19 protein-coding genes and 1 pseudogene are annotated in these 25,153 nt (G+C 52.1%); 12 read left to right on the plus strand and 8 right to left on the minus strand.

The features are described from left to right. Window positions 1-143: 143 nt before the first annotated feature. Window positions 144-974, plus strand: a complete 831-nt coding sequence (fdhD, locus tag QYE77_RS04025) for a formate dehydrogenase accessory sulfurtransferase FdhD (RefSeq protein WP_315624076.1) — start codon at window positions 144-146, stop codon at window positions 972-974. On the opposite strand, the gene mobA is transcribed toward fdhD, so the two are convergent. Continuing rightward, window positions 962-1,525 carry a molybdenum cofactor guanylyltransferase gene (gene mobA / locus QYE77_RS04030; protein WP_399389446.1) on the minus strand — a complete coding sequence of 188 codons (564 nt, stop codon included), beginning with the start codon at window positions 1,523-1,525 and terminating at the stop codon, window positions 962-964. The two genes, fdhD and mobA, sit on opposite strands and share 13 nt — an antisense overlap. A gap of 121 nt (window positions 1,526-1,646) precedes the next feature. On the opposite strand from mobA, the gene QYE77_RS04035 reads away from it, so the two are divergent. The 5 genes from QYE77_RS04035 to QYE77_RS04055 all read left to right on the plus strand — a co-directional run bounded on the left by QYE77_RS04035 (window position 1,647) and on the right by QYE77_RS04055 (window position 10,404). Further along, window positions 1,647-3,374 (plus strand): NAD(P)H-dependent oxidoreductase subunit E, encoded by a 1,728-nt coding sequence (locus QYE77_RS04035; RefSeq protein WP_315624078.1) that lies wholly within the window; start codon window positions 1,647-1,649, stop codon window positions 3,372-3,374. A gap of 24 nt (window positions 3,375-3,398) precedes the next feature. After that, window positions 3,399-4,118, plus strand: a complete 720-nt coding sequence (locus tag QYE77_RS04040; RefSeq protein WP_315624079.1) for a 2Fe-2S iron-sulfur cluster-binding protein — start codon at window positions 3,399-3,401, stop codon at window positions 4,116-4,118. A gap of 14 nt (window positions 4,119-4,132) precedes the next feature. Next, entirely contained in the window at window positions 4,133-6,298 is a 2,166-nt protein-coding gene (gene fdhF / locus QYE77_RS04045) for a formate dehydrogenase subunit alpha (protein WP_315624080.1), read from the plus strand. A gap of 252 nt (window positions 6,299-6,550) precedes the next feature. Continuing rightward, on the plus strand, window positions 6,551-9,913 hold the full coding sequence (locus QYE77_RS04050) for a S8 family peptidase (protein ID WP_315624081.1): 3,363 nt from the start codon (window positions 6,551-6,553) through the stop codon (window positions 9,911-9,913). Window positions 9,914-10,059: 146 nt separating this feature from the next. Next, the gene (locus QYE77_RS04055) at window positions 10,060-10,404 is read left to right on the plus strand and encodes a DUF4870 domain-containing protein (protein ID WP_315624082.1); all 345 of its coding nucleotides are present in this window, start codon (window positions 10,060-10,062) and stop codon (window positions 10,402-10,404) included. Between the two features lie 75 nt (window positions 10,405-10,479). Here QYE77_RS04055 and QYE77_RS04060 read toward each other — a convergent pair whose 3' ends face one another. The 3 genes from QYE77_RS04060 to QYE77_RS04070 form a co-directional block, all read right to left on the minus strand. After that, window positions 10,480-12,540 (minus strand): ABC transporter ATP-binding protein, encoded by a 2,061-nt coding sequence (locus QYE77_RS04060; RefSeq protein WP_315624083.1) that lies wholly within the window; start codon window positions 12,538-12,540, stop codon window positions 10,480-10,482. A 26-nt stretch (window positions 12,541-12,566) separates the two neighbouring features. After that, the gene (locus QYE77_RS04065) at window positions 12,567-14,474 is read right to left on the minus strand and encodes an ABC transporter ATP-binding protein (RefSeq protein ID WP_399389888.1); all 1,908 of its coding nucleotides are present in this window, start codon (window positions 14,472-14,474) and stop codon (window positions 12,567-12,569) included. A 67-nt stretch (window positions 14,475-14,541) separates the two neighbouring features. After that, a complete protein-coding gene (locus QYE77_RS04070) occupies window positions 14,542-15,033 on the minus strand; it encodes a MarR family winged helix-turn-helix transcriptional regulator (protein WP_315624085.1) in 492 nt (163 codons plus the stop codon). Window positions 15,034-15,130: 97 nt separating this feature from the next. Between QYE77_RS04070 and QYE77_RS04075 the strand changes: the two genes are divergently transcribed. After that, window positions 15,131-15,499: a hypothetical protein gene (locus tag QYE77_RS04075; protein WP_315624086.1), complete on the plus strand. Its 369-nt coding sequence runs from the start codon at window positions 15,131-15,133 to the stop codon at window positions 15,497-15,499. Next, on the plus strand, window positions 15,480-15,761 hold the full coding sequence (locus QYE77_RS04080) for a glutaredoxin domain-containing protein (protein WP_315624087.1): 282 nt from the start codon (window positions 15,480-15,482) through the stop codon (window positions 15,759-15,761). The genes QYE77_RS04075 and QYE77_RS04080 overlap by 20 nt, the downstream gene beginning before the upstream one ends. A 21-nt stretch (window positions 15,762-15,782) precedes the next feature. On the opposite strand, the gene QYE77_RS04085 is transcribed toward QYE77_RS04080, so the two are convergent. The 3 genes from QYE77_RS04085 to QYE77_RS04095 are packed head-to-tail and all read right to left on the minus strand — an operon-like array spanning window position 15,783 to window position 17,462. Continuing rightward, on the minus strand, window positions 15,783-16,031 hold the full coding sequence (locus QYE77_RS04085; protein WP_315624088.1) for a hypothetical protein: 249 nt from the start codon (window positions 16,029-16,031) through the stop codon (window positions 15,783-15,785). Between the two features lie 4 nt (window positions 16,032-16,035). Beyond that, window positions 16,036-16,890: a DegV family protein gene (locus QYE77_RS04090; RefSeq protein WP_315624089.1), complete on the minus strand. Its 855-nt coding sequence runs from the start codon at window positions 16,888-16,890 to the stop codon at window positions 16,036-16,038. Next, window positions 16,887-17,462 carry an RNA polymerase sigma factor gene (locus QYE77_RS04095; protein ID WP_315624090.1) on the minus strand — a complete coding sequence of 192 codons (576 nt, stop codon included), beginning with the start codon at window positions 17,460-17,462 and terminating at the stop codon, window positions 16,887-16,889. The genes QYE77_RS04090 and QYE77_RS04095 overlap by 4 nt, the downstream gene beginning before the upstream one ends. A 206-nt stretch (window positions 17,463-17,668) precedes the next feature. Here QYE77_RS04095 and QYE77_RS04100 point away from each other — a divergent pair, with 206 nt between their 5' ends. The 4 genes and pseudogenes from QYE77_RS04100 (at window position 17,669) to QYE77_RS04110 (ending at window position 23,231) form a co-directional block, all read left to right on the plus strand. After that, a complete protein-coding gene (locus QYE77_RS04100; protein WP_315624091.1) occupies window positions 17,669-18,505 on the plus strand; it encodes an alpha/beta hydrolase in 837 nt (278 codons plus the stop codon). A 143-nt stretch (window positions 18,506-18,648) separates the two neighbouring features. Next, window positions 18,649-20,049, plus strand: a pseudogene (locus QYE77_RS15325) (serine hydroxymethyltransferase); the annotation flags it as partial. Window positions 20,050-20,304: 255 nt separating this feature from the next. Next, window positions 20,305-21,777, plus strand: coding sequence for a glycine cleavage system aminomethyltransferase GcvT (gene gcvT / locus QYE77_RS15330; protein ID WP_399389891.1), 1,473 nt, complete (start codon window positions 20,305-20,307; stop codon window positions 21,775-21,777). A gap of 131 nt (window positions 21,778-21,908) precedes the next feature. Then, on the plus strand, window positions 21,909-23,231 hold the full coding sequence (locus tag QYE77_RS04110; RefSeq protein ID WP_315624093.1) for an aminotransferase-like domain-containing protein: 1,323 nt from the start codon (window positions 21,909-21,911) through the stop codon (window positions 23,229-23,231). Between the two features lie 81 nt (window positions 23,232-23,312). Here the strand turns inward: QYE77_RS04110 and QYE77_RS04115 are convergent, their stop codons facing one another. Further along, complete coding sequence (locus tag QYE77_RS04115; protein WP_315624094.1) at window positions 23,313-25,079, minus strand: nucleoside kinase; 1,767 nt, start codon at window positions 25,077-25,079, stop codon at window positions 23,313-23,315. Window positions 25,080-25,153: the final 74 nt, after the last annotated feature.

Here is a 25,153-nt window from a genome sequence, read left to right on the forward strand (position 1 = left end):
TCTGGTCTGCTTTTTTGAGCCCGTCACAAGCAGAAGTGACCGGCCGATGGGCAATCCATGCTTACCGGTTGTAATTCCGAGTGGTTAAGGTAAAATTAGGCTATAAAGTTATTTAGTGGTAACTCCGAGTATAGGTAGAATCTATGGAAACAGGGACACACTTGTTATCCTACTGGCACTTTGAGAATCAGCACTGGGTCCACCTCCAGAGTGAGATCATTACCGAAACACCAGTAGACCTTAGCGTCAACGGCGAGAGGTGGATCACGCTTATGTGCACCCCCACACATCTAGAAGCCCTCGCGATCGGGTTTCTTTTCAATGAAGGTATCATCCAATCAGCGGAGGAGGTCGCCATAGTTCAAGTATGTGAGAATGGGTGCAATGTGGATGTGTGGCTCAACCGGTCTGTGCCAAAACCCTCGCACTGGCGGAAAACCTCCGGATGCAGTGGTGGCATCACCAGCCAGGAATCGGAATTCCATCCCTCTCCATTACAGGGTTATGATTCCGAAGTAACTTTTACGCCAGAAGAAATCCTCAGCGGGTTAAGTCAACTCTATCAAGCCCAGGATTTGTATCAAGCCGCACGCGGAATTCACAGCAGTGCTTTAGGCGACGGCGAACGCCTATTGATTCAAGTCGAAGATATTGGCCGCCATAATACATTGGATAAAATCGCCGGTTCGATGCTTTTACAAAAAGTTTTCCCACCGCGCCGCATCCTCTTTACTACTGGGCGTATCTCATCCGAAATGTTGCAAAAGGCGGCTCGCCTGGGTGCGCACGCTTTGGTCTCTCGCACCTCTCCAACTGCACTCTCGGTTCGCCTGGCCGAACAATATGGAATGACATTAATCGGCTACGCCCGGCGCAATCAGTTTAATGTTTACGCTCACCCTGAACGCTTACAAGGCTGGCCGCGACACGATCTACTCATAACATCTGCCCTGAACGTACCTCATTCCAAGTAAACAGTCCGTGCTAGGTCTTCGGCATTTGCTAGTTCCTCGGGTGTGTTCACATTCATGAAAGCCACGCCTTGAGGGTCAATGACCTTAACCTCTTCCCAGGAGATAGCCTGCCAGCGCACTTCTGGCAACCAGGAAATCATGCGCCGTTCCCCTCTTTTCAAAGCTCGCTCTACGGCCGGTAGACAGGTATCGCGGCGGTAAACCGCGTGAAAGGGTTCCAAGCCCTCACCAGACTGAGGAAGAACAGCATCCCACCCTCCCTGAACCAGACGATTTTGGGCTTCCAACAATAAACTCGAATTGACAAACGGCATGTCACATGCAATCACGATGACATAAGGGTGGCGCGCATAGCTCAAAGCGGTATAAAGCCCCCCTAATGCCCCTAGCCCGGGAATGCGATCGGCGACAATCGGATAACCTAATTCCAGGTAAGGCTGTGGGTCATTGGTAACAATAACGATTTCACGAGCCAAAGGACGGACACGACGAATCACCCGCTGGATAAGGGGTTCACCCAGAAAGGGCACCAATGCCTTATTGGTACCCATGCGTTGGGATTGTCCTCCCGCTTGAACGAAAACACTTGCCATAAGATTGTGTATAATTATAAGTGAATTAGTATGATTTCCGTGTTTTTTAGCCCCACGAGCCACTTTGGAGAATAAACCTATGTCTGCGCCCGATCTTGCTCTACTACAACCTGTGCTTTCTGAACTCGCCCCTCAGGGACGCACGGCGCTTTTACCCGCACTTCATGCTGCACAAGACCTTTATGGTTATATCCCTGAGCCGGTGGCAGAGGAAATCGCCCGCACGTTAAGGATACCATTGGCAGATGTGTTCGGGGTTCTCGAATTTTACGCCTTGTTCCACACCGAGCCTGTGGGCAAGGTTATCATACATGTATGCAACGATCCTGCTTGCGCCCTGGCAGGTGCGGATACTGTGCTCAAGCAACTCAGCCGTCATGCTGAATATGCGCTGGAAACCGGTGAATTGGTAAGCGTCACCATTGAGCAAGCACCTTGCCTCGGATTGTGCGATCATGCCCCTGCGTTGTTGATTCAAAATACACCGGCCACAGCCTCTCCTGAAAGCACTTGGCAGGAACTCGTTGCAAAGACAGGTCGCCGCCCGCAAACCCACGTAGACGGCGACCTGCGTTTATTAACCAAGCGCTGCGGTTCGGGTCAGACCACCTCTTTGGAGGCCTATCTAGCCGATGGAGGTTACACTGCACTGAAGAAAGCCTTGGCAATGTCCTCCACAAGCGTGATCGAGGAAATAAAGGCGTCTGGATTAGTGGGGCGAGGTGGAGCAGCCTTCCCTACTGGGCTAAAATGGGAAAGCGCTGCCCAAGCCCAAGGAAGTCCCAAATACGTCGTTTGTAACGCGGATGAGGCCGAACCAGGCACGTTCAAAGACCGCGTGCTGATGGAAGATGATCCCCATCAGATCCTAGAGGGCATGATTATTTCGGCGTATGCCATTGGAGCGGAGAAAGGATATTTTTACATCCGTGGCGAATACCTCAACGCCTATCATACCATTCAGCGCGCAGTTGAAGAAGCGCGTACTGCCAATCTGCTTGGAGCGCACATTTTAGGGAGCGACTTTTCATTTGATATTGAAATCCGCCGTGGTGCAGGGGCATACATTTGCGGAGAGGAAACAGCACTCTTCGAATCCATAGAAGGCAAGCGCGGCTTTCCACGGGTAAAGCCCCCATTCCCCACCACACACGGCTTATTTGGGAAGCCCACGGTTATCAACAATGTTGAGACACTGGCGAATGTGCCGCTGATTTTAAACCTGGGAGCCAAAGAGTACCGCAAAATTGGTACTGAGAAGTCGCCCGGACCAAAACTCTTCTGCCTTTCTGGTGATGTACACCAGCCAGGCCTATATGAAGTTCCCTTCGGGGTCACCCTACGGCATCTTATTTTCGATTTGGGGGGCGGCTTGCGCAGTGATGTTCCTTTTCAAGCAGCCTTGATCGGAGGAGCTGCGGGCACCTTTGCCACCTCTGATCACCTGGATACCCCACTCAGTTTTGAAGGGTTACGCTCTGCCGGATTGACACTGGGTTCAGGGGTGATTACCGTTTTTGACGCCCAGCGCGACTTGCGAGATGTGTTGTACCGATTGGCCCGCTTTTTTGCTGAGGAATCGTGCGGAAAATGCTACCCATGTCAAATTGGCACCCAACGCCAATATGAAATCCTGGCACGACTGCGCAATGGCCAGTTCTTACCCGGCGATATCGAACGACTACAAGACGTGGGCTGGACTATGACTGATGCCTCCTTGTGTGGCCTGGGGCAAACTGCCGCTTCGGCCATCCTGAGCGCACTCAAATACTGGCCCCATCTGTTTCAACCCGCCCAACCCGCCTGACTCAACCCCAACCCGAGGTTTGCCATGGAATCATCCCCTGTCACCCTCACCATAGATGGACAAACGATCCAAGCCAACCCCAACACGACCATTTTGGAAGCCGCACAGCAGGTTGGTATTGAGATTCCGACCATCTGTTATCACGAGCACTGCACTGCCAACGCGTTATGCCGCATCTGCGTAGTCGAGGTTAGTAACGCCCGTGCTTTGGTCCCTGCTTGTATTGCAAACGTACAAGAGGGGGTGGTGGTTCAAACCCATAGCGCGCGGGTACAACGCGCCCGGCGCACGATTTTGGAAATGCTTCACTCAAGCGTTGATCTCTCTGAAGCGCCCGAGATTTTAGCCATGGCTAAAAACTACAACGCCGATCCTCAACGCTTCCCTGATGCACAGCGCCGTGAGCCACCAGTGATTGACGATAACCCAATGTACATTCGGGATTATGCCAAATGCATTCTATGTTGGCGCTGTGTTCAGGTCTGTGCCGAGGACGCTCAGTATACTTACGCCATCAACTTCAGCGGGCGAGGCTATGAGACCCAAATAAGCACCTTTTTCCATCATGCCATGCCTGAAACAACCTGTGTCTTTTGCGGTCAATGCGTGGGCGTATGCCCCACTGGGGCTCTTAAGCCCAAACGCGAGTGGCTCTTAGAACAAGGTCACAACCCCGAGACCATCATGCAATTAACCCGCAGCGAACGGCGGGGGAAAAAACGCCGCGCCAATTTAACAGTATGAAGGGAGTATAAGCCATGCTAACTCCAGAATGCATTGTTTCCACAGTTTGTCCCTTTTGTGGTGTGGGTTGTAACCTGGAACTCCATGTCCGGGATGGTTTTATCTACAAGGTAACGTCACCTTTTGATGCGGTGGTCAACCATGGCAACCTTTGTGTCAAGGGGCGCTTCGGTTACGACTTCATCTACAATCCCCAACGCATCACGGTTCCGCTGATCCGAAAAACCCCGCAACGTCCCGGGGAACGCACCCAGGCTTTTGATCTCTCCGAATGGCGGGAGGCATCGTGGGATGAAGCCCTCGATTATGTGGCTGACCGCTTGGTCGAGATTTATCGAAAGGATGGCTCGCATGCCATGGCGGTTTATTGTTGCGCTAAGGCAACCAATGAGGATAATTACCTCCTTCAGAAGATGTATCGCGCTTTGTTCCGCACCAACAACGTGGATCATTGCACCCGCCTGTGCCATGCCGCCAGTGTGGTTGCGCTCCAAATGGCTATCGGCTCAGCGGCGATGAGTAACACTGCTGCCGAGGTGATCGAAAACGATGTGTTTATCCTGACCGGGAGCAACCCCACTGAGAATCATCCCATCATCGCTTTGCAAATGAAGGCAGCCGTGCGGAAATATGGCGCCAAACTGATCGTGGTAGATCCACGGCGCATTGAGATGGTTGATTACGCCACCCTCTATTTGCCGATTAAGCCTGGCACAGACGTACCCGTCTTTTCCGCTATGGCGCATGTCATCCTCAAAGAAGGGTTATACAATCGGCAGTTTATTGCCGAGCGCACAGAGAATTTTGAGGCCTTTGCCGCCTCCATGGAAAAGTTCACCCCAGAATATGCCGAAAACATCTCCGGAGTAGATCGGGACCTCATCATAGAAGCTGCACGGCTCTACGCCACAGCCAAAAATGCCGCGATTTACTGGGCACTCGGCATTCCCGAATCCAGCCACGGGGTAGCGAATGCCCTCAGCTTGATTAACCTAGCCTTGCTCACCGGGCATATTGGCCGGCGCGGCACCGGCTTAAATCCATTGCGGGGGCAGAACAATGTTCAAGGCGCTTCCGACTCTGGCGCTATGCCCTGGCATTATCCTGGCTATCAACGCGTGGATGTAGAGGACAACGCACGCCGTTGGGAACAAGCCTGGAACATTGAACCGGGGGGTTTAAGCCGCGAATTGGGCTTAACCACCACCGAAATCCTCAGTAGTGTTGGCCCGGGTGGGGTGCGTGCGCTTTACATCATGGGCGAAAATCCCATGATGTCAGAACCCAATTTGAACCATACTCGCAAGAAAATGCAGGAATTAGAATTCTTAGTAGCCCAGGACCTTTTCATTAACGAATCCGGTGCTTTCGCGGACGTTTTCCTGCCTGCCGCATCATGGGCCGAGAAGGAAGGCACCTTCACCAATACCGACCGCCGTGTTCAGCGCGTGCGCCAGGTCATTCCCCCGCGCGGCCAATCTCGACCAGATTGGGAAATCATCTGCGATCTAGCCAAACGCATTGAAAAGCGCCTCGGCCGCCCTCAGACCGCTTACTGGGACTACCGCCACCCCTCCGAGGTTTTAGAGGAAATGGGACGTTACGTTCCCGAGTATGCCGGGGTGACCTATGAGCGTTTAGAACGTGAGGGCGGGTTACAAACGCCGGTGTGGGATCGTCAGCACCCGGGCACACCTTTCTTGTTTGCGGACACATTCCCCCGCGGGCGAGGCAAATTCTATCCCCTTGATTACACGCCAAACGCCGAAATGCCCGATGAGGACTATCCCTTTGTGTTGAGTACCGGGCGAGTGCTTGAACACTGGCATGGGGGTACGCTGACCCGGCATTCCTGGTTGGACGACCTTTTCCCAGAACCACTGGTGGACATTCATCCCGGGGACGCGGCCCATTTAGGAATCCAAGACGGCGACGCTGTGCGCGTTACGTCACGGCGCGGCTCGATCGTCCTGCGCGCCCATGTTACGCCTAAAACGAACCCCGGGGTGGTGTTCATCCCCTTCCATTTTCGCGAAGCTGCCGCCAACCTGCTCACTCACGATATCCTCGACCCGCAGGCAAAAATCCCCGAATATAAAGCCGCGGTGGTGCGGGTAACCAAGGCTCGCCCGGAAGAACTTGGTGCCCGCGCCGAGCCCCAGGTAAGGGGAAGATATTGACAACCGACACGGAATGGATCCTTTTTTCGCGTGTTTCAAGATGAAACAGGCAAATTATTGACACATGGAAGTTTAATTCTATATACTAACCATTGAACAACCGGGAAAACAAGTAAGGGAGGTGATCCAACCCGATAAGATGTCCAATTATCCATCCTATCCCATGCCTGTAACAAACACGGGCATCTTTTTAGGCCACTCTAAACATTAAAGAAACAAAACCGAAAATAGTTACCCTAAAGGAGGAAAGCGATGATTAAGCCCCGTCTTAATCGGCCGTTTATGTTGGTCATTGCTGTCATTTTGGCATTGCTGATGCCGTTTGCTGCTGGTGTGGCGCAAGCGAGTTTCAATGCCCCACCCGCTCCTGGTGCGCCGGGAGGAGAAGTGCCTGTAAACGAGGTTGCCGATCTGCTCAAAAACCCATCTGATTACGTCTATCTTGTTGTCGAACTTACCGATGAACCTGCTACCCAAGTCTATGCCCGCGAGCGAACCGTACGCACGGAAAACGAAGCTGTATCTGCGGCTCAGGCACAAATTCAACGCATCAAGCGAGCCCAAGATCGTTTTATCAACGCGCTTCTCAGCCAGGGAATATTGAAAAATGTCAAGCCCGCTGTTGGTGACACTGAATTTGTGGTTTATCAAACTCAGCGGGTATATAACGGAGTGGCTTTGCGTGTTAAGGCCGAAAAGATTCCCCAAATCGCTCAACTTTCAGGGGTAAAGGCTATTCATCGGCTCAACCTCAAGACATTTGATAATAGTTACAGTGTCCCTCTGATCAATGCTCCACAAGTCTGGAATCTCAACCTTGGGAACACCGGTAATGGCATTAGAGTGGGCATTATTGACACCGGGATTGATTACTTACACACCAACTTTGGCGGTCCTGGTATGGGATATGATGAGAATGATACGACAGTTGTGGGCGATGTTCCCAACTATCCAGGTGTCAAGGTCATTGGGGGCTACGATTTCGTTGGAGATGACTATGATGCTAGCGGGGAATCGGGCAACCCCATTCCTCAACCCGACCCCGACCCTATGGATTGTAACGGCCATGGATCTCATGTAGCCGGCACCGTAGCGGGTTATGGTGTGTTGCAAGATGGAAGCACCTACAGTGGACCTTACGGACCTGGCGCTTATTCCGCCACGAATTTCTATATTGGTCCGGGTGTAGCACCTCAGGCTCAACTGGTAGCACTACGCGTATTCGGCTGTGAAGGTTCTACCGCAGTAACTGATCTTGCGATCGAGTGGGCGGTGGATCCTAACGGTGATGGGGACTTCTCAGATCACCTGGATGTCATCAACATGTCCCTGGGCTCAGGATACGGGTCTGAATATGACACGTCTGCGATTGCCAGTAACAACGCGGCGCTCGCAGGAGTAATCGTCGTGGCCTCGGCGGGCAATAGCTACGACACCTATTACATCACCGGTTCTCCTGCTGTTGCTACCCGTGCGATTTCGGTTGCCTCATCCATTGATGCCCAAGACATCATGGACGCCTTTGAGGTCACAGCAGCATCTCAGGGGCACGAGGATCTTGTGGGATGGCACGGTTCATATCACTCTGCCAATTACAATTGGGCAGCAATGACTTCACCAGTGACTGGTGTTCTGAAGCTCCCACCATCCGACAATACTGGAGGATGCACTTCATTCCCCAGCGGTTATTTTACTGACACTATTGCGCTACTCGATTGGACCTTCCTCTCCGATGGTGAAACCAATGCGTGTGGTTCGGCTACTCGAGTGGGCAATGCCTACGCCGCGGGTGCAAAGGGAGTCATTCTTGTTTACACGAAACCCTATCTAGATATCCTTATTGCGGGAACAAATACTATTCCTGCCACCATTACCACCCAAAGCGTTGGCAGCGCGCTTAAGGACGCCATGGAGGATGGGGATGTTACCGTCTCCCTCAGCAATGAGAAGATGGGAAGTTTTATCACCAGCGATCCAGGGCTGAACGACCTGGTTTCCCGCTTCTCTTCACGTGGACCACGTCGAGCGGATTCTTTCCTAAAACCTGATATTACTGCTCCTGGACAAACAATATTCTCCACAGCCGCGTTAACCGGGAATCAAGGGGTCTCCTTTAATGGGACCTCTATGGCTGCCCCACACATCAGTGGAGTGATGGCACTCTTACGCCAGTTGCGTCCTTCGTGGAGTGTTGAAGAACTCAAAGCCCTGGTGATGAATACAGCCAACCATGACCTGTTCACTGGGAGTGGACAAACTGGTGATAAGTATGGTGCAGGACGGGTCGGGGCTGGTCGCGTGGATGTGGAACAAGCAGCGCGGTCTTTTGTGGTACTCTATAACGCCAATGACGAGGGAGCGGTGAGTGTCTCTTTTGGAAACATCGAGGTTGTAGGCACCTACACCGCTGAGAAAGTGGTCAAGGTTGTCAATAAGCACGCCAGCCAGACCTTTAATTACAATGTATCACTCGATCAACGCGTAAGCATCCCCGGAGTTACCTTTGAACTCCTCAACCCGGATAATACGCCGCTTACAACCCTCAGCCTTGGCCCAGGCCAACAAAAGACCTTCAAAGTTAGACTGACTGCTGATGCCTCTCAAATGACCCATACCCGGGATGTAACAGTAAACGCCACTCAGGCCGGATACCCTCGCCACTGGATAAGTGAAGCCGCCGCGCTGATCACTCTGACCCCAAGCGGAGGTGGTGCTCAACCTGCGCTTCGCCTGCCTGTCCATGCGGTGGCACGTCCGGCTTCGGCCATGGCCGCTGTACCTTCTCAGATCACCCTCAACAAAGCCAATCCAACCGGCACAATCAATGTTACCTTACAAGGCACTGGACTGGCAGACTATCCCTCCCTCGTCTCTGCCTTCGAACTCCTTGGCACGGATACGGATGAGACGCCTGTGCCCCAATCTCTTAAACACGCTGACTTGAAGTACATTGGCGTGATGAGCGACTATCCGCTATCGGAAGTGGACAATGCTACATCGCTTTACTTTGCCATTGCCACCCAGGCAGATTGGAACACACCCAATGAGGTAGAGTTTGACATCTACATTGACACTGATCAGGATGGCACAGCAGACTTCGCCGTTTATAATACTAGTGTTGCCTATAATTCAAATCCCTCTGATGTGTTCCTATCGCGATTGCTAAATCTAAACACTTTTTCAGGGTATGCTTATCTCTTGAATGCCTTCTTTGCCAATGAAGTAGATACAGCGCCCTTCAACAATAACGTAATCATCTTGCCCATTGCTGCGTACCGGCTAAACGACACAGATGGCAAGTTCGATTTCTACATCGAGACCTACAGTCGTGACCAGGAAGACGAGAATCCAGTGGACGTCAGTGAGGTCTACACCTACGATTGGCGCCATCCGGCCCTCCTCACTATCAACACGATAGCAGATGATGACTTTGAGGGACTGCCCTTCTATAAGGATGTGCCTCAAACACTGACCTTTAGTTATGATCTTGATCGCGCTGAGACCACTGGCATTAAGGGAATATTGCTCATGCACCACCACAATGCAACCCAAACCGCACAGGTCATCTCACTGGAGAGCAAGTGGCTTAACTACCTGCCGTTGATTAGCAAATAGCCTTTTCAAAATAAATCCCATCCGACTGAGCAGGTGGCTCTACTTAAGCCACCTGCTTTTTTCCATCTTGGGGTTGCCAATTCTGATAACAGTTGTAAAATAAGTCAAAGAGAGTTTTCTCTCAATCCCTTTATCTGGAGGCTGCGATGAGCACCCAATCCTCAATTCCCCCTGAAGAAATCACCAGCGATGATCGTCTGTGGGGTCTGCTGGCTTACCTCTTAACCCCTCTTGTCCCCATTATTATCCTTCTTCTTGAGGACAAGAAAAACCGCCCCTTCCTCAAAGCCCACACCATGCAAGCCCTTATCCTTGGTGTTGTCCTGATCGTTTTTAACATTTTGGTGGGCTTTATCCCGGTGGTAGGATGGTGCATCGGCCCAATTGCCACCATTGTCCTGGTCATTTATTACGGCATCAAGGCCAATCGGGGTGAGGTCTTCGAAATTCCCGTGATTACCGACTTCGTCCGCAACCAGGGCTGGGCATGACAAAGAGATATACTGAGACCTCTATGTGCTAATTGACATAGAGGTCTCAGTACATTACGTTAACTAAATCAGTTTTTATGCCCCTTTAGAAGCTGAAAGAGGTTGGGGTGTGGTCTGTTCACGCCCATCTTTGCCCATCCCAAGGGCTAAATTGCGCCGGAATTGGCTCATATACAAGTGATAGTAAAAGCCTTTTTGTGCCAGCAATTCTTCGTGGCGCCCGCGTTCAATAATTTCCCCTTCATGCACCACCAACACCATATCGGCATTACGAATCGTGCTGAGACGATGCGCAATGACAAACGCAGTACGTCCCTCCAGCAAGCGCTCTAAGGCACTTTGAATCAGACGCTCAGTCCGTGTATCTACACTGGAGGTCGCCTCGTCTAAAATCAAAATGCGCGGATTTGCCAAAATGGCACGGGCTATCGCCAGTAGTTGGCGCTGGCCCTGGCTTAGCCCTGCCCCTCGTTCTCCCAAAACCGTTTGATACTTCTCAGGCAAACGCTCAATAAACGTATCTGCATGAGCTAACCGCGCCGCTTCAATCACCTCTTCATCACTTGCATCGGGCTTACCAACGCGAATGTTTTCCATTACTGTGGTGCTGAACAAAAATGTATCCTGCAGAACAATCCCAATCTGTCGCCGCAAAGATTCGGCTTTCACCCGCCGCACATCAATCCCATCAATAAGTACCGCCCCTTCGGTTACATCATAGAAACGCGGGATCAGGTTTATCATGGTGGTCTTTCCTGCGCCGGTTGGGCCCACAATAGCAATCGTCTGGCCGGGTTTAGCCACAAACGAGACATTCTTGAGCACCGGTTGGCCCTTTATATACTCCGCCGAAACGTTGCGAAACTCCACCTCGCCTCGTATCGGGGGCATTTCAGTGGCATCTGGTGCATCTTGAATGGTCGGCTCAATATCAAGAAGGTTGAAAATGCGTTCAGCGCCGGCAATACCATTCTGAATATTTGTCCACAGCACTGCAATCTGCTGAATAGGCTGGTTGAAACGCTGTACATATCCTAAGAAGGTAATCACCAGACCCAATGAAACCGCCTCACCGCCTAGTTGGGCACCCCGCAACAACGCCGTGCCCCCTACCACTGTTACGATGGCTAAAGCCAGATAGCCTAACGCTTCTAACGTGGGCGAGAGCGCCGCCGTAAAGGAGACTGCCCGCACATTAGCGTCCCGATTGGCGGCGTTAATCTGACGAAATTGCTCGATGTTAGCCTCCACTCGGTTGAATGCCTGCACCTCTCGCACTGCCGAGATTGTCTCCTGGAGTTCGGCATTGATGGAACCCAATTCCTGGCGCGCACGTCGAAATGCCTTGCGCGCCTGCGAAGAGAACCATAGCGTAGCGAACAACATCAACGGGGCAACGGCAACACTCAGTAGCGCAAATATCGTATTCTTGGTAAACATGTTGTAAATGATCCAACCCAGTAACAGCACCCCGCTCGCCACATTCACCAACGCGAAAGAAAGGGCTTGCTGCAATGCCTCCGTGTCGTTGGTAATACGACTCATCAGGTCACCAGCCTCATTTTCGGCATAAAACGAGAGCGGCAAACGGTGCAAATGCTCAAAGACACTCACTCGCAACGAACGTAGCACATGTTGCCCGGTCCAAGATACTGCATAAAACGTCAAGCCTGTGAGCAATGCCCCCAAGACAAAAAGCACAACGATCACCAGGACAAAGCGTCCCAAGCCCGCCAAGCGATCTGCCGTACTCAATCGTGAAGGATCCGCCGGAGGGAGTGGAAAACCACCCAGTTGAAAGACGCTGCGAACAAGCGTTTGAGTGAACCCATGCGGCACATGATCAACGCTTAACCAGCAGTTCGATTGTGCTGCCTCCCCCGAAGCAGCCAAACCCGGAAAGGATGAGCCAAAGGCACCTGAAGCCGCTGGTGCCAAATAACAATCCACCAGTTGTCCTGTTAGGTCTGGGGTGGTCACCTGGGTCCAGGTTGAAACAATGACCATCACTACGGCACCCACCAGTACCGGCCAGTAAGTTCCAAAATATCTGGCTAACCGCCCTAAGGTTCGGAAGGTGTTCTGAGGCTTAAGGGTTTCGCGGTTCAAAGCGTTACGTGGACCACCATGAAACATAGCGTCTGTTCTCCGTTCTAAGGAACTCAATCTCCAGGTAGAATTACAGCATCAGCGGTAAATTGGGCTTCATCGTCCAGTAACTGTGAGGAATAGATCTCAGCATAAATCTCACTCTCTTCAAGCAAGTCCTCATGTCGCCCCTGGGCGACGATCTGTCCTCTATCCAACACCAGGATCAAATCAGCGTTCATTACTGTACTGATACGTTGTGCGATGACAAACGATGTGCGACCTTTCATCAGTTGTTGCAATGCGGTTTGAATCTGAACCTCAGTTGCCACATCCACATTCGAGGTGGCCTCATCCAAGATCAAGATGCGCGGATTGAGAAGCAAGGCACGGGCAAGGGCAATGCGTTGCTTTTGCCCCCCTGATAGCGTCGTCCCTCGCTCGCCCACCAAGGTATCATAGCCTTGGGGAAACGACATAATGAAATCATGTGCCGCAGCGGCTTTCGCCGCAGCGATAATTTCATCCATGGTGGCATCCGGTTTGCCGAAAGCAATGTTATCGCGGATGGTGCCTGAAAATAGAGTGGTTTCTTGCAACACAATCCCAATTTGTGAGCGCAGGGATTGAAGCGTGACATCACGAATATCGTAGCCATCAATGAGAATCCGCCCCTCGGTTGGATCATAGAAACGAGGGATCAAGTTGATAATCGTGGTCTTGCCCGAACCCGTTGCACCCAAAAGGGCCACTGTTTGCCCCGGCTGAACCTCAAAGGAAACATTTTTTAAGACTGGTTCACCACTACCAAAGTAACGGAATGAAACGTTTTCGAACTTCACATGCCCTTGAATTGGCGGAAGCACGATAGCGTTGGGCTTCTCCACAACATCAGACTGAGCATCGAGTATTTCGAAAATGCGCACTGCCGAGGCCGATGCTTGACTGAACTGGTTGATGATGAAACCAAATTGGGCAATAGGGAGGAAAAGGAACACCAGATACAGACTGAACTCCTGCCATTCCCCCAACGTGAGCAGCCCCTGGATGATGCGCTGTCCGCCAGCATACAAGATGGTGGCTTGCCCCAAATTCGCGATCAGAAAAGCAAAGGGGAAGAGAAATGTAAACAGTCGGGCGATGGCAATTTGCTGATTCATGAGCCGATCCGCCGCCGAACGAAACTTGGCTTGTTCCTCGCGCTCACGTACAAAGGCCTTGATCACCTTGATCCCGGCCAGATTCTCTTGCAAAATCGTGTTTAATTCTGAAAGGCGTTGTTGCACCCGGGTAAACATCGGACGACTGATGCGACTGAAAACGGCAAACAGAACTAGCGCCACCGGTAAGATCCACAGCGTCGTTAGGGCCAGGCCGGGATTGGTTGAGAACAGTAAAATCAGCGTGCCTGTTAACAGGATAATTGCACCCACCAATTGTAATAGCCCTTGCCCAAGGAACAGGCGTAGTTTTTCGACATCATCAGTGGCACGCACCATCAACTGACCGGTTTGCTGTCGGTCGTGGTAGGAGAAAGAGAGGCGCTGGATTTTGGCATAGAGTTCGTTGCGTAAATCAAAGGCCACCGCCTGGGAATTCCGTTCCGCCCAGTAAGATTGCAGAAAAGCAAACAAACCGCGCACCACCGCAAAAGCCAAAATCGCAATCGCGGCACGCATCAAGTCACCCGGTGCATGGCTCACATCCTGACTTAAGCGGTCACGTAATTGTTGCAAATCCCAGGTCGTGGGGTAATTCAACACGTCCAGGATACGCGGCAGCGCTTGGTTGATAAACGTTGCCGGAATGCGTTCAAGCGCCTTAAGCACCTGATCGGCAATAGCCCCACGAGTTACCGCATCAATCATATTTCGTACCATGCGCGGTACCGCCAATTGTGCCAGTGTGGCAATGGTCAAGAACACATAGGGTAACAACGCTTGGGTGCGGTAACGACTCAGATAACGTAATGCACGGCGCATTACCCCGCCAGTAGGTTTAAGTTCACCCGTTGCACTTGATAATTTTTCAGGGCGACGATGACCAATCTCATTGTTGACCATGGTTGTTCACCTTGCTGATTGTAGAAGTAGTTTCTGGAACTCTTAATTCACGAGCAATTTGAGATAAACGCATAACCGCTTGGCAAATCGGTTTAACTTCATCGGATTGCAAGCGTTTAGTCACCTCATCCATCCAACGCAAGCGGTGGGCATTCCCGGCTTCGACCAGACTGCGTCCCTTGGGCGTAAGGCTTAGGCGTTTAGATCGCCGATCCCGGGGGTCTTCAACCCTGGCCAGTAGACCACTTTGAACCAACTTGTCCACCAGTTGGCTGGCGGCCGCCAGCGTGATATCCATTCGTTCGCTCAACTCCGAAACAGCGCAACTTTCCTTGTAATAGAGAGCCATTAAAACATTGAACTGAGGTATTGAAAGCCCTGTCCCCCGCACATAACGAAACAGTTCGTGCATGCTGTTCACCATAAATGTATCCATCCATTCTCTTAAACGCCATGTCAATTCCTCACGCTCGTCCATTGCTTTAGCATCCTTATTTGTTTAGTGGGCTTAACAATATTCCAAGCCCATTCTTTTGTCAATACCCGAAGGGTAAGAATTGGGTTAAAATTTCTCCATGAGTTTTGGGCCTGAAGTTAAAGCCGCAATTGTTCGAGAACTTGAGCAGGGTGAAAGAGCCCGAAATGCCGGAAACGAAGCCCAGGCTCGCGTGTGTGCCCGTCGTGCGGTGGGTATCGCATTACGTGCTTTTTGGGATGAAGACGCATCTTACACCCCTTCGGTCATTCCCTTGCTTCAACGATTACAAGAGACCAAGTCTCTACCCCAATCGCTCCGTAACGTTGCCGAGCATTTTCTGATGCGGGTAACCCCCGAGTTTCGCCTGCCTGTAGATGTTGACCTTCTAGCAGAAGCACGTTGGCTTGTTGAAGAACTTGAACGCCTTAAGTCCGCGGAGGCCGCCAATGAAAATCAAACAGATTGAGCATCCCCCTTCAACCGTCGTGCTTTATGGTACATCTTGGTGTTATGGATCACGCCAAGCCCGCCAGGCTTTGGATGAAAGTGGGCTTGTTTATCAATGGATAGATATTGATCGGGATATAGAAGCGCGCCAATTTGTGGAAACCCTAAATGAGGGCTATCGCAGTGTTCCTACCATCATTTTTCCTGATGGAAGCGTGCTAGTAGAACCCGATTGGGACACGTTGATCGCCCATTTAAGGCGTTTTAAGACTCGCTCCTAACCCGAGAGCAAAAAAGAATTGCTATTCCACAGGCCGGGGCGAGCGCCGCAGCAACCAGAGCACTAAAGCCCCTAAAAAGACACCAACGCCAAGGCTAATAAGCGCCCACATAAGCCCTATAGAATGCTCCAGCGTCACCCGCGGTGCCTGGCTTAACCGTCGCTGAAGCCGAACCGCAAACTGGGGGTCAGGCTCAACCGGTTGCAAGTGGGATCGTAAGCGTTCCTCGATGCGACGTAGGACCTCATCATTCATAGATTCAGAGATCAAAGGACTACCCCTCCTCGTCCGTGACAGGATACGCCACAATGCCAATGGTGCCGGGTCCCAGGTGAGCAGCCACTGGAACCGAGAGATCTGTCACGATCACATCCTGGCAATTCAAAAGCGCCTTAATTTTCGTCACGAGTTCTTGCGCTACCTCCGGCGCCGCCGCGTGGACAACCGCGAGATTGATTTTCCGCTCTTGCATCTGCTGTTTGAGGTCCTCTACAATTCGTTCTAATGCTCGCTGCCTTCCACGCACCTTATCCGCGGCGTATAGCAGTCCTTCGCGCAATTTGATGATGGGATTGATCTTGAGCAATGACGAAATTGCCCCCTGTAATGCGTTAATCCGCCCGCTCATTTGAGCAAATTCAAGGTTCTCCAGGGTGAACAGGATCATTAACTGGTCACGAATCTGGGTTAGGCGCTGTAAAATGCGCTCGATATCCCATCCCCGCCAGGAAAGTATACGCGCTTCGCGACACATGAAACCCAAAGCTGCCGAACCCGCCCCTGAATCGAAAGGATAAATATTGAGTTCACCCGCCAACTCCCGGGCTGCCATCTGGACCGCCGCAAATGTCCCTGAGAGCTTACTGGAAAGATGAATAGAAAGCACCGAATCTCCCTTGTTGGCAATGCGGCGGTAAAACTCCACAACTTGTTGGGGTGAAGGTAGCGACGTTTTAGGCAAAAGGTGTTTTTGACGTACCAGGGCATAGAAATCCTTGAACGTCAAGTCGTGCTGCGAATAGGATTCCTCGCCAAAGCGTACGCTCAGCGGGATCACATGAATTTGATAGTCTCGTTGCCAGTCCTCAGGAATATCAGCAGATCCATCGGTCACGATTTGTAGAGTCATTTGTCTTTCTCCTCTTCTAGGTTCAAACCCAATTCATTTCTCAGGGTGAGCAAGGTGCGATGATATAAACTCTTAATCGCCCCTTCACTTCGTCCCATAATTTTTCCAATCTCTTCATTCGAAAGTTGTTCCACAAATTTCAAAACAATCAAATTCTGACGCTCGGGTGATAGTTTCTGAATCGCCTGGATCAGACGCTCGATCTCCTGATTGCGCTCTAGATGACTTTCAGGATGTTCGCTATGCATGGCCAGATGCAACTGACCTTCAATCGGAACTTCCTGACGCCGCTGGTTATCACGATGCCAATTGGCCACAAGGTTATGGGCGATTCGATACAACCACGCCGAAAAAGGCAACCCCTGGTAACGGAAATTGCGGATATGGTGTAAGGCGCGATGAAAAACTCGTTCGGTCAAATCCTCAGCATCATGAACATTACCCGTGCGGTAGTAAATATAACTGTAGATCCGCCGGACATACCGCTCATAGAGCACACTAAAAGCCTCCTGATCACCTTGAGCGGCGCGTAGAATGATGTCCTTCTCGTCAGCCTCGTTGAGTCCGCTCAATGCTGCCTCCTCCGCTCTGAGGAGGATAACTCGAAATAGTTAACCCCAGATAATCTGAAGGGTTGCATGGTCATTCTAAAGTAATTTTACCATTGCAACTCTGTGTTACTCTGCTGATCCGAAAATTCCAAGGAGCAACCGACTTGCCTTTTCATCTCATCTCGGCTAAAACGTAAAATGAAAATTCACCATGGAGGCTCGGTCTGATGTTGCTTCAAGAACTCAATCTCACCTCCCCACAAGGTTACCAAGTTTTTGCGCGCGAGTGGCAGCCCGAATCTCCTCCGCGGGCTGTCGTCCTACTCATTCACGGTTTGGGAGAGCACAGTGGGCGCTATCAACACGTTGCCGATGCCTTCAATCAACGTGGTTTTCTCGTCTTCGCCCCCGATTTACCCGGGCATGGGCGTTCTGCCGGGCCACGGGGACACATTCGTGCTTATGACGATTTTCTAGATCTCTTCGATTGGTTCAATCGGGATTTGCGCCAACGTTATCCCAAAGTACCCTGGTTTCTCTACGGGCATAGCATGGGGGGCAACTTGGTACTTTATTACGCGCTAAAACGTAATCCGTCTGCCACGGGTGTCATTGCTTGTAGCCCTGGGTTGCGACCAGCCCAACCCTCCCCTATCCCACTTGGATTAGGAAAAGCGCTACAGCAAATCCTACCAACGCTTCGGATCAACAACGGATTGGATCTTAATGGACTCTCACGAGACCCAAAGGTCGTTGAAGCCTACCGTCGCGATCCTCTGGTTCACCCCTATATTTCTTTGCGATTAGGGATTGGCTTAATTTCAGCCGGGGAGTGGCTACTCAATTTTAAAGGCAAATTCCCCTTACCCTTGTTGCTCATGCAGGGTACCGCTGACCGATTGGTTGATCCCCATGCCACTGATCAATTTGCCCACCAAATCAGCGGTAATATCACCTATAAGACCTGGGAAGGGTTTTACCATGAACTACACAATGAACCAGAAAAAGATGAGGTCATTACCTTTATCCTAAATTGGATCGAGCCTTTGATTGTAACTTTGTAAAAGTTTCAAACATAATGGTTACAACTTACATCACCCGTCTAGGGAAGGATGACACTTGACCCACCCTTTTGGCAGGGCTACAATTGGATTGGGCTATTACCAACCCGGCATCCATCCCCAACTCTCGTCCTAAGGAGCCGACAATGAATGATTATCTGATTCGCGGTTCACTGGCAGACATTGATCCCGATCTGCATGAATTGATTCAAATCGAGGCTGAACGCCAGTACCGTAAACTAATCCTCATCCCCAGCGAAAGTACTGCCCCTCTTGCCGTTCGTGAAGCCCTGGGCTCCGTCTTTCAGAACCTTTATGCCGAAGGTTACCCCGATGAAGAAACTCGCTGGATGAGTGAAGCGGAGATCCTGGACTATAATGCTCGCCTAACTTATTACCGGCGCTATTCCGATCCTCGTTACTACAAGGGGGTCGAATACGCCGATATTTTAGAAGCTCTGGCCCGTCGCCGCTTGGCCGAACTTTTTGCCACTAACGGTATCTCACCCGACCAGATTTATGCTAACGTGCAACCGCTTTCCGGTGCGCCAGCTAATAATGCCGTTTATACTGCGCTACTCAACCCCGGCGATACCATTTTGGCCATGAACCTGCTCCATGGTGGGCACTTGTCACATGGCTCACCTGTCAACCGCTCGGGAAAGTGGTTCAACGTCATCGCCTATGGGGTTAACCCCCAGACCGAACAAATTGATTATGACGAAGTTGAGGCTTTAGCCCTTGAGCACAAGCCCAAGATCATCATCGCCGGTTATTCCTCTTACCCTTGGGTGCCCGATTGGGCGCGCTTCCGCGCCATCGCTGACCGTGTGGGGGCCGTGCTTCTAGCCGATATCGCTCATATCGCCGGAATGGTAGCCGCGGGTGTATTACCTTCACCCGTGGGACATGCTCATGTGATTACCTTCACCACGCATAAGAGTCTAATGGGACCACGTGGTGCTTGCATCCTGACTACAGATGCCAATTTAGCCAAGAAACTCGACCGCGCTGTCTTCCCCGGCGAGCAAGGCGGACCTCACTTACACGCTATCGCCGGCATGGCCGTGGCTTTCAAACTGGCACGTACAGAGACCTTCAAGCAATTGCAAGCACAAATTGTCAAGAATTGCGCCGCCCTGACCGATCGTTTAGCACAGCGTGGTCTGCGCATCGCCTATGGTGGTAGCAATACCCACTTGGGGAATGTAGATTGCAAGACCATCGCTGGGCCCGATGGTACACCTCTCTCCGGTGATATGGCGGCGCGCATCCTTGATATCGCCGGCATTGTCCTCAACCGCAACACCATTCCTGGTGACAAAGCCGCCCTCAATGCCTCAGGAATCCGCTACGGCACCCCGTGGGTGACTCAGCGCGGTATGAAGGAAGCCGAAATGCACAAAATCGCCGACATCATCGCGGATGTCCTTTTCGCGATCACCCCATACAGCGTTGAGACCCGCAAAGGACTCGCTCAACGCGCAAAAGTCAACTTCGAAGTCCTAGAAGACGCTAAACTCCGCGCACGTACCCTGGCCGAACAAGCCGGAATTGATTACGAACCCACACGGCATGGTTATCCTCATTTCTACTACCTGGATGACAAACCCAAAGCCCAAAAGGGATGGGTTACCTACGACTTGCAGGGTGAGCGTTTACGCACGTTTGCCAACTTTGTCTTTGCTAGCGATGTGGAACTGCTTCAACCGGGTGAAAGCCAAGCCACACGTCTGCATACCCCCAAGGGCGATGTTGAAGGCGTGGTCACCTGTGTAACACCCTGGCACTTCCGCATTTCGGTGCCCGAGGATAAAGCCGCATTAGCGGCCACCTGGTTGCGGGATCTTTCTGATGGGTATGTCGCCTTCGATCCCGATCCACTGCGCCGCCTACCGGGACCGATTGTCGTTAGTGACAGCGAGGCACAACCGGTCACTCAGGCCACCGGTGTTCCCGAGTCCCATCTTAAGCCCTACTACATCGGGATTGGCTCGACCACCGGCCTTGAACCTCTCCCCGCTTTTACCTGGGAAGAGCGTGAACCCGAACAATTACGCCGCACGCCGCTCTTTGAGACCCACCGCCAAATGGGTGCCAAGATGATCCCCTTCGCCGGATGGGAGATGCCGGTCTGGTACACCTCGGTCACTGAGGAACACCTCGCCACACGCCAGGCAGCTGGGCTTTTCGATGTGGCGCACATGGGCGTTTATCAGGCCGAGGGACCTGATGCAGGGGTCTTCCTGGATAGTGTCTGTGGCAATGATATTAGCGCTTTGGCTGTCGGCGAATCTTGCTACACCCATTTCCTTGACCCTGACGCTAATGTTATTGATGACACCATCGTCTATCGGCGCGATCAGGATAAATACCTTATCGTCGTCAATGCCGCCAACGATGATAAGGACTGGGCTTGGCTCAATGCCGTGCGTGATGGGAAGGTGCGCATTGACTCTCAACGTCCCTGGGCACGCGCCTTTGGCCGCCGGGTGATCCTGCGCAATCTGCGTGATCCTAAAGAAGGGCCAGACATGCGCGTGGACATAGCGCTACAAGGCCCGAAGTCCCGCGATATTTTGTTGGCTTTAGGTTGCGACGCGGAAACCCGCAAGCGCGTTCTCGCCCTCAAACGCACTGAACTGTGCGAAGCCACAATAGGCGGCTTTGATCTGGTGGTCTCGCGCACGGGCTATACTGGCGAAAAAATGGCCTTTGAACTCTTCGTCCATCCGGAACGGGCGGTTGATCTGTGGAACGCCCTGCTCAAAGTAGGCGAACCCATGGGCTTGAAGCCGTGTGGGTTGGGAGCGCGCGATTCGCTCCGCACCGAAGCCGGTTTGCCCCTTTATGGGCATGAACTAGCCGGGCCCTTCAACCTAGGCGTAGGTGAAGCTGGATTTGGCTCGTTTGTCAAAACCTACAAACCCTGGTTCATCGGGCGCGAAGCATTCCTCGCTCGCGAAAAACAGCGCCAGACAGTGGTGGTGCGTTTCCGCTTCACCGAGAAAGGTGTGCGCATGGCCCATCTGGGCGATCCGGTCCTGGACCGCAAAGGACGCACGATTGGCTTTGTGACCAGTTGTGCCATTGACTCCGAAGGTTTCTTGACCGGGCAAGCCTGGGTGGATCTCAAATATGCTGAGGAAGGTACCCCGCTCTACATCTTCCAGGGCAAACCACAGAGCCTGGGTAAAAGCCCGGCCGAACTAAAGACCGGGGATCGCTTGTTGCTACCCACGCCGGCGGTGGTCCTTAGCCGCTTCCCTAGGTAGGTAAGAGCACCAGGTGTGCGGGCATAACTCCAACGCACACCTGGTGTTTTTCAGAAGGACGTACAGATGCTGGCTTGTCTTGTCTCTTCCACTTCAAAACCATATCGTTTATGTGACCAGGAGGTTTTCCTATGCCGTTCGACCCGTTCATGGTCAAACCCGAAGAGTTCGCCTCCGCCGCTAACATTCCCGAATTTCCCTTGGAGAACCCAACCAGGAGAACGAGCATGCAAACACTTTGGGATCACCGCTATGCGCAGCGCACACAGCGGATGAAGGGCTCGGCCATTCGTGAATTACTCAAACTGACTGAGCAACCCGATGTCATTTCGTTTGCCGGGGGATTGCCTGCTCCCGAAGTATTTCCGATCGAAGAGTTCACAGCAGCATGTTTGCGCGTCTTACGCGAAAACGGCGGTATGGCGCTCCAGTATGGCTCGACCGAGGGTTATCTTCCCCTACGTGAGATGATCGCCCGTCATACCTCGCGCTACGGCATTCGCGTCTCTGCCGATAACATCCTCATCACGGCTGGTTCACAGCAGGCACTTGACCTGATCGGAAAGGTGTTTATCAATCGGGGTGACCGCATCCTGGTTGAATCCCCCACCTACCTGGGGGCTCTGCAAGCCTGGAACGCATATGGCGCTGAGTACATCACCGTGCGCACGGATGACGAGGGAATGGTCACCGAAGAACTTGAAGATGCCCTGCGCGCCGGTCCTAAATTCATTTATGTCCTGCCCAATTTTCAGAATCCTATGGGCGTCACCATGTCCACCCAGCGCCGACGTCAACTGGTGGAACTCGCCTCACGTTACGGTGTGCCCATCATCGAGGATGACCCATATGGTCAATTGCGTTATGAAGGTGAGCACCTGCCCTCGGTCGTGGTCATGGATGCCAAGATTCACGGTCAAAACGACCGGAATGGATACTACAGCGGGAACGTGATCTACCTAAGCACGTTCTCCAAAATCCTCGCCCCGGGTTTGCGCCTGGGCTGGGTTATTGGCCCGACCGAAGTAATTCGCAAACTGGTGTTGGCTAAGCAGGGCGCAGATTTACACACTGCAACGTTCAATCAGGTGGTGGCTTATGAAGTTGGGCATGGCGGATTTTTAGATCGCCATGTGCTCAAGATCCGCGAAGTTTATCGCGAGCGCCGTGATGCCATGCTGGCAGCGCTCGAAAAATATATGCCGGAAGGCGTCCGTTGGACTCGGCCACAGGGCGGGCTCTTCCTCTGGGTGACCTTACCGGAAGGGATGAATACCACCGAACTCTTTACCGAGGCGGTCGAAAACAAGGTTGCATATGTACCCGGTGAACCTTTCCACCCTTGTGGCGGGGGCGAGAACACCATGCGCCTAAACTTCTCGTATTCCAAGCCTGAGGTTATCGAAGAAGGCATTCGCCGCCTGAGCCAGGTCATTAAAGCCCACTTGAAATAACCTTGATCTCCTTCCCACCCACAACACCTTACCCGCCTGAAAGGGCGGGTAAGGTGTTGTATATCCCGCTTAAATTGGTGTTTATCGCATGGAAAAAAGGGGTGAAAGACCGTTGGGTGAACCCTCAAGCCCATGCTCCCATAACTTAAAATCGCTGAGAATCGAACCACCAATAAATTCCCTCAAGATCGAGTTATCCGGAATAAGATCGCTCTCGATCGGGAGAAACCACTCCATAAAACTCAACAATCGTTTCGCCTCAATGTGCTCGAGACTCCCATAAGGTACTTGGCGTAAAAGCGGCTCGACCAACGGTTTCAGCGCTGAGAGTTCGTAAACTAGGGCTGAGTTGAACATTTCATCGGCATTTTCCTGATAGGGAAAGATGTAGCGCTTTTCCCCACGGCGCACAGACTCCCAACGAGCGATTGTCTCGGTTGCTGAATATCCACGCTCACGGGCATCGCGCACAATGCGCCGGATCAAGCGCGTGTCGGTGGTGGAGATACGATTATACCGATCCAGGTTAAGTTGGGTAAGGCACGAAACATAAATTCGGTATGCCCGTTCTTGGGGAAAATCGGGCAGAAGGCGAGGATTCAGCCCGTGAATGCCCTCTAAAATGATCAATTGATCGGGACGCAGTTGCACCACATCCCCGGGTTCAGGGCGTCCCAACTTGAAATTAAACCGCGGTAATTGCACTACCTTTCCCGCGATCAGTCCCTCCAAACACTCCTCAAGACGCGCAATATCCAGCGCTTCTAGGGCTTCAAAATCGTAATTACCGTTTTCATCACGCGGTGAGCGTTCCCGTTCGACAAAAAAGTTATCTAACTCCAGCGGAAACGGCGAAAGCCCATAGGCCAACAATTGCACCGCCAGGCGTTTGGCAAAGGTGGTCTTTCCCGAAGAAGAAGGGCCAGCGATCAAAATAATGCGCGCTTGTTCAGCCCGTTGGCCAATTTGTCGCGCAATCTCGGCAATACGCTGCTCGTGAAGCGCTTCAGAGACCAGAATCACCTCTCGAATGCGCCCAGCATGAATGGCATCATTAAGAGCACCCACGCTTTCTATACCCAGGCGGGCTAGCCAGTCCCCGTATTGGCGAAAGGCGTGTAGAAGTTTGGGATAGGCTGGCATGGGGGAAAGGGTCGTTGGGGCATGGCGACGTGGAAATCGCAGAACGAATCCTTCCTCTTGAGGCGTAAGCGCAAACCAGCGCAAGTAACCAGTCGAGGGCACCATATAGCCGTGGTGATAATCACGATGTTCTCCTAAACAATAGAGCACCAGGGTGTCTTTCTGGCGGTACTTTAGTAACCGTAGTTTATCCGGATAGCCTTTTTGCTCAAAGTAAGTCATGGCTTCAGATAAGGGAACTACTTGTCGCTCAAAAGGTAAATCCTGCTCCACCAAGTGGCGCATGTGAGATTCAAGCGCCTGAACCTCATCTGCGTTCAGGGGTGGTCTGCCGCTCACCTGACAGTAATAACCACCAAAGGCCACCGAGTGGTCCACGGTCAAGATCGCCTGCGGAAAGAGTTCCTCGAAGGCCGCCTCGAGCAAAAAAGTGATCGAACGGCGGTAAATACGCGCTCCGTCCGCATCTGCCATGGTAACCGGGCGCACGCGCGCATCCATGCTGATGGGATAAGTCAGTTCACGCAATTCGCCATTAACCACAGCCCCTACAATAGGAGGATTATCCCACTCCGGCAATGCTTTAAGGAACTCTCCCACAGGTGTGTGGCGTGGACCACTAAACACCCGCCCATCCGGCAAGTGGATTTCAACTGTTTCGCGAGGTTGCAAAACCTGACTGATATGAAGTGTTTCTGTCATCATGTACCTCGGCTGTCAGGTCAAGATAACGGGTAAATCAAGTATACACCCCTCTAAGCAGGATAAACTGGCCTGCA

Source organism: Thermanaerothrix solaris, from assembly GCF_032334255.1.
Taxonomy (GTDB): domain Bacteria; phylum Chloroflexota; class Anaerolineae; order Anaerolineales; family Anaerolineaceae; genus Thermanaerothrix; species Thermanaerothrix solaris.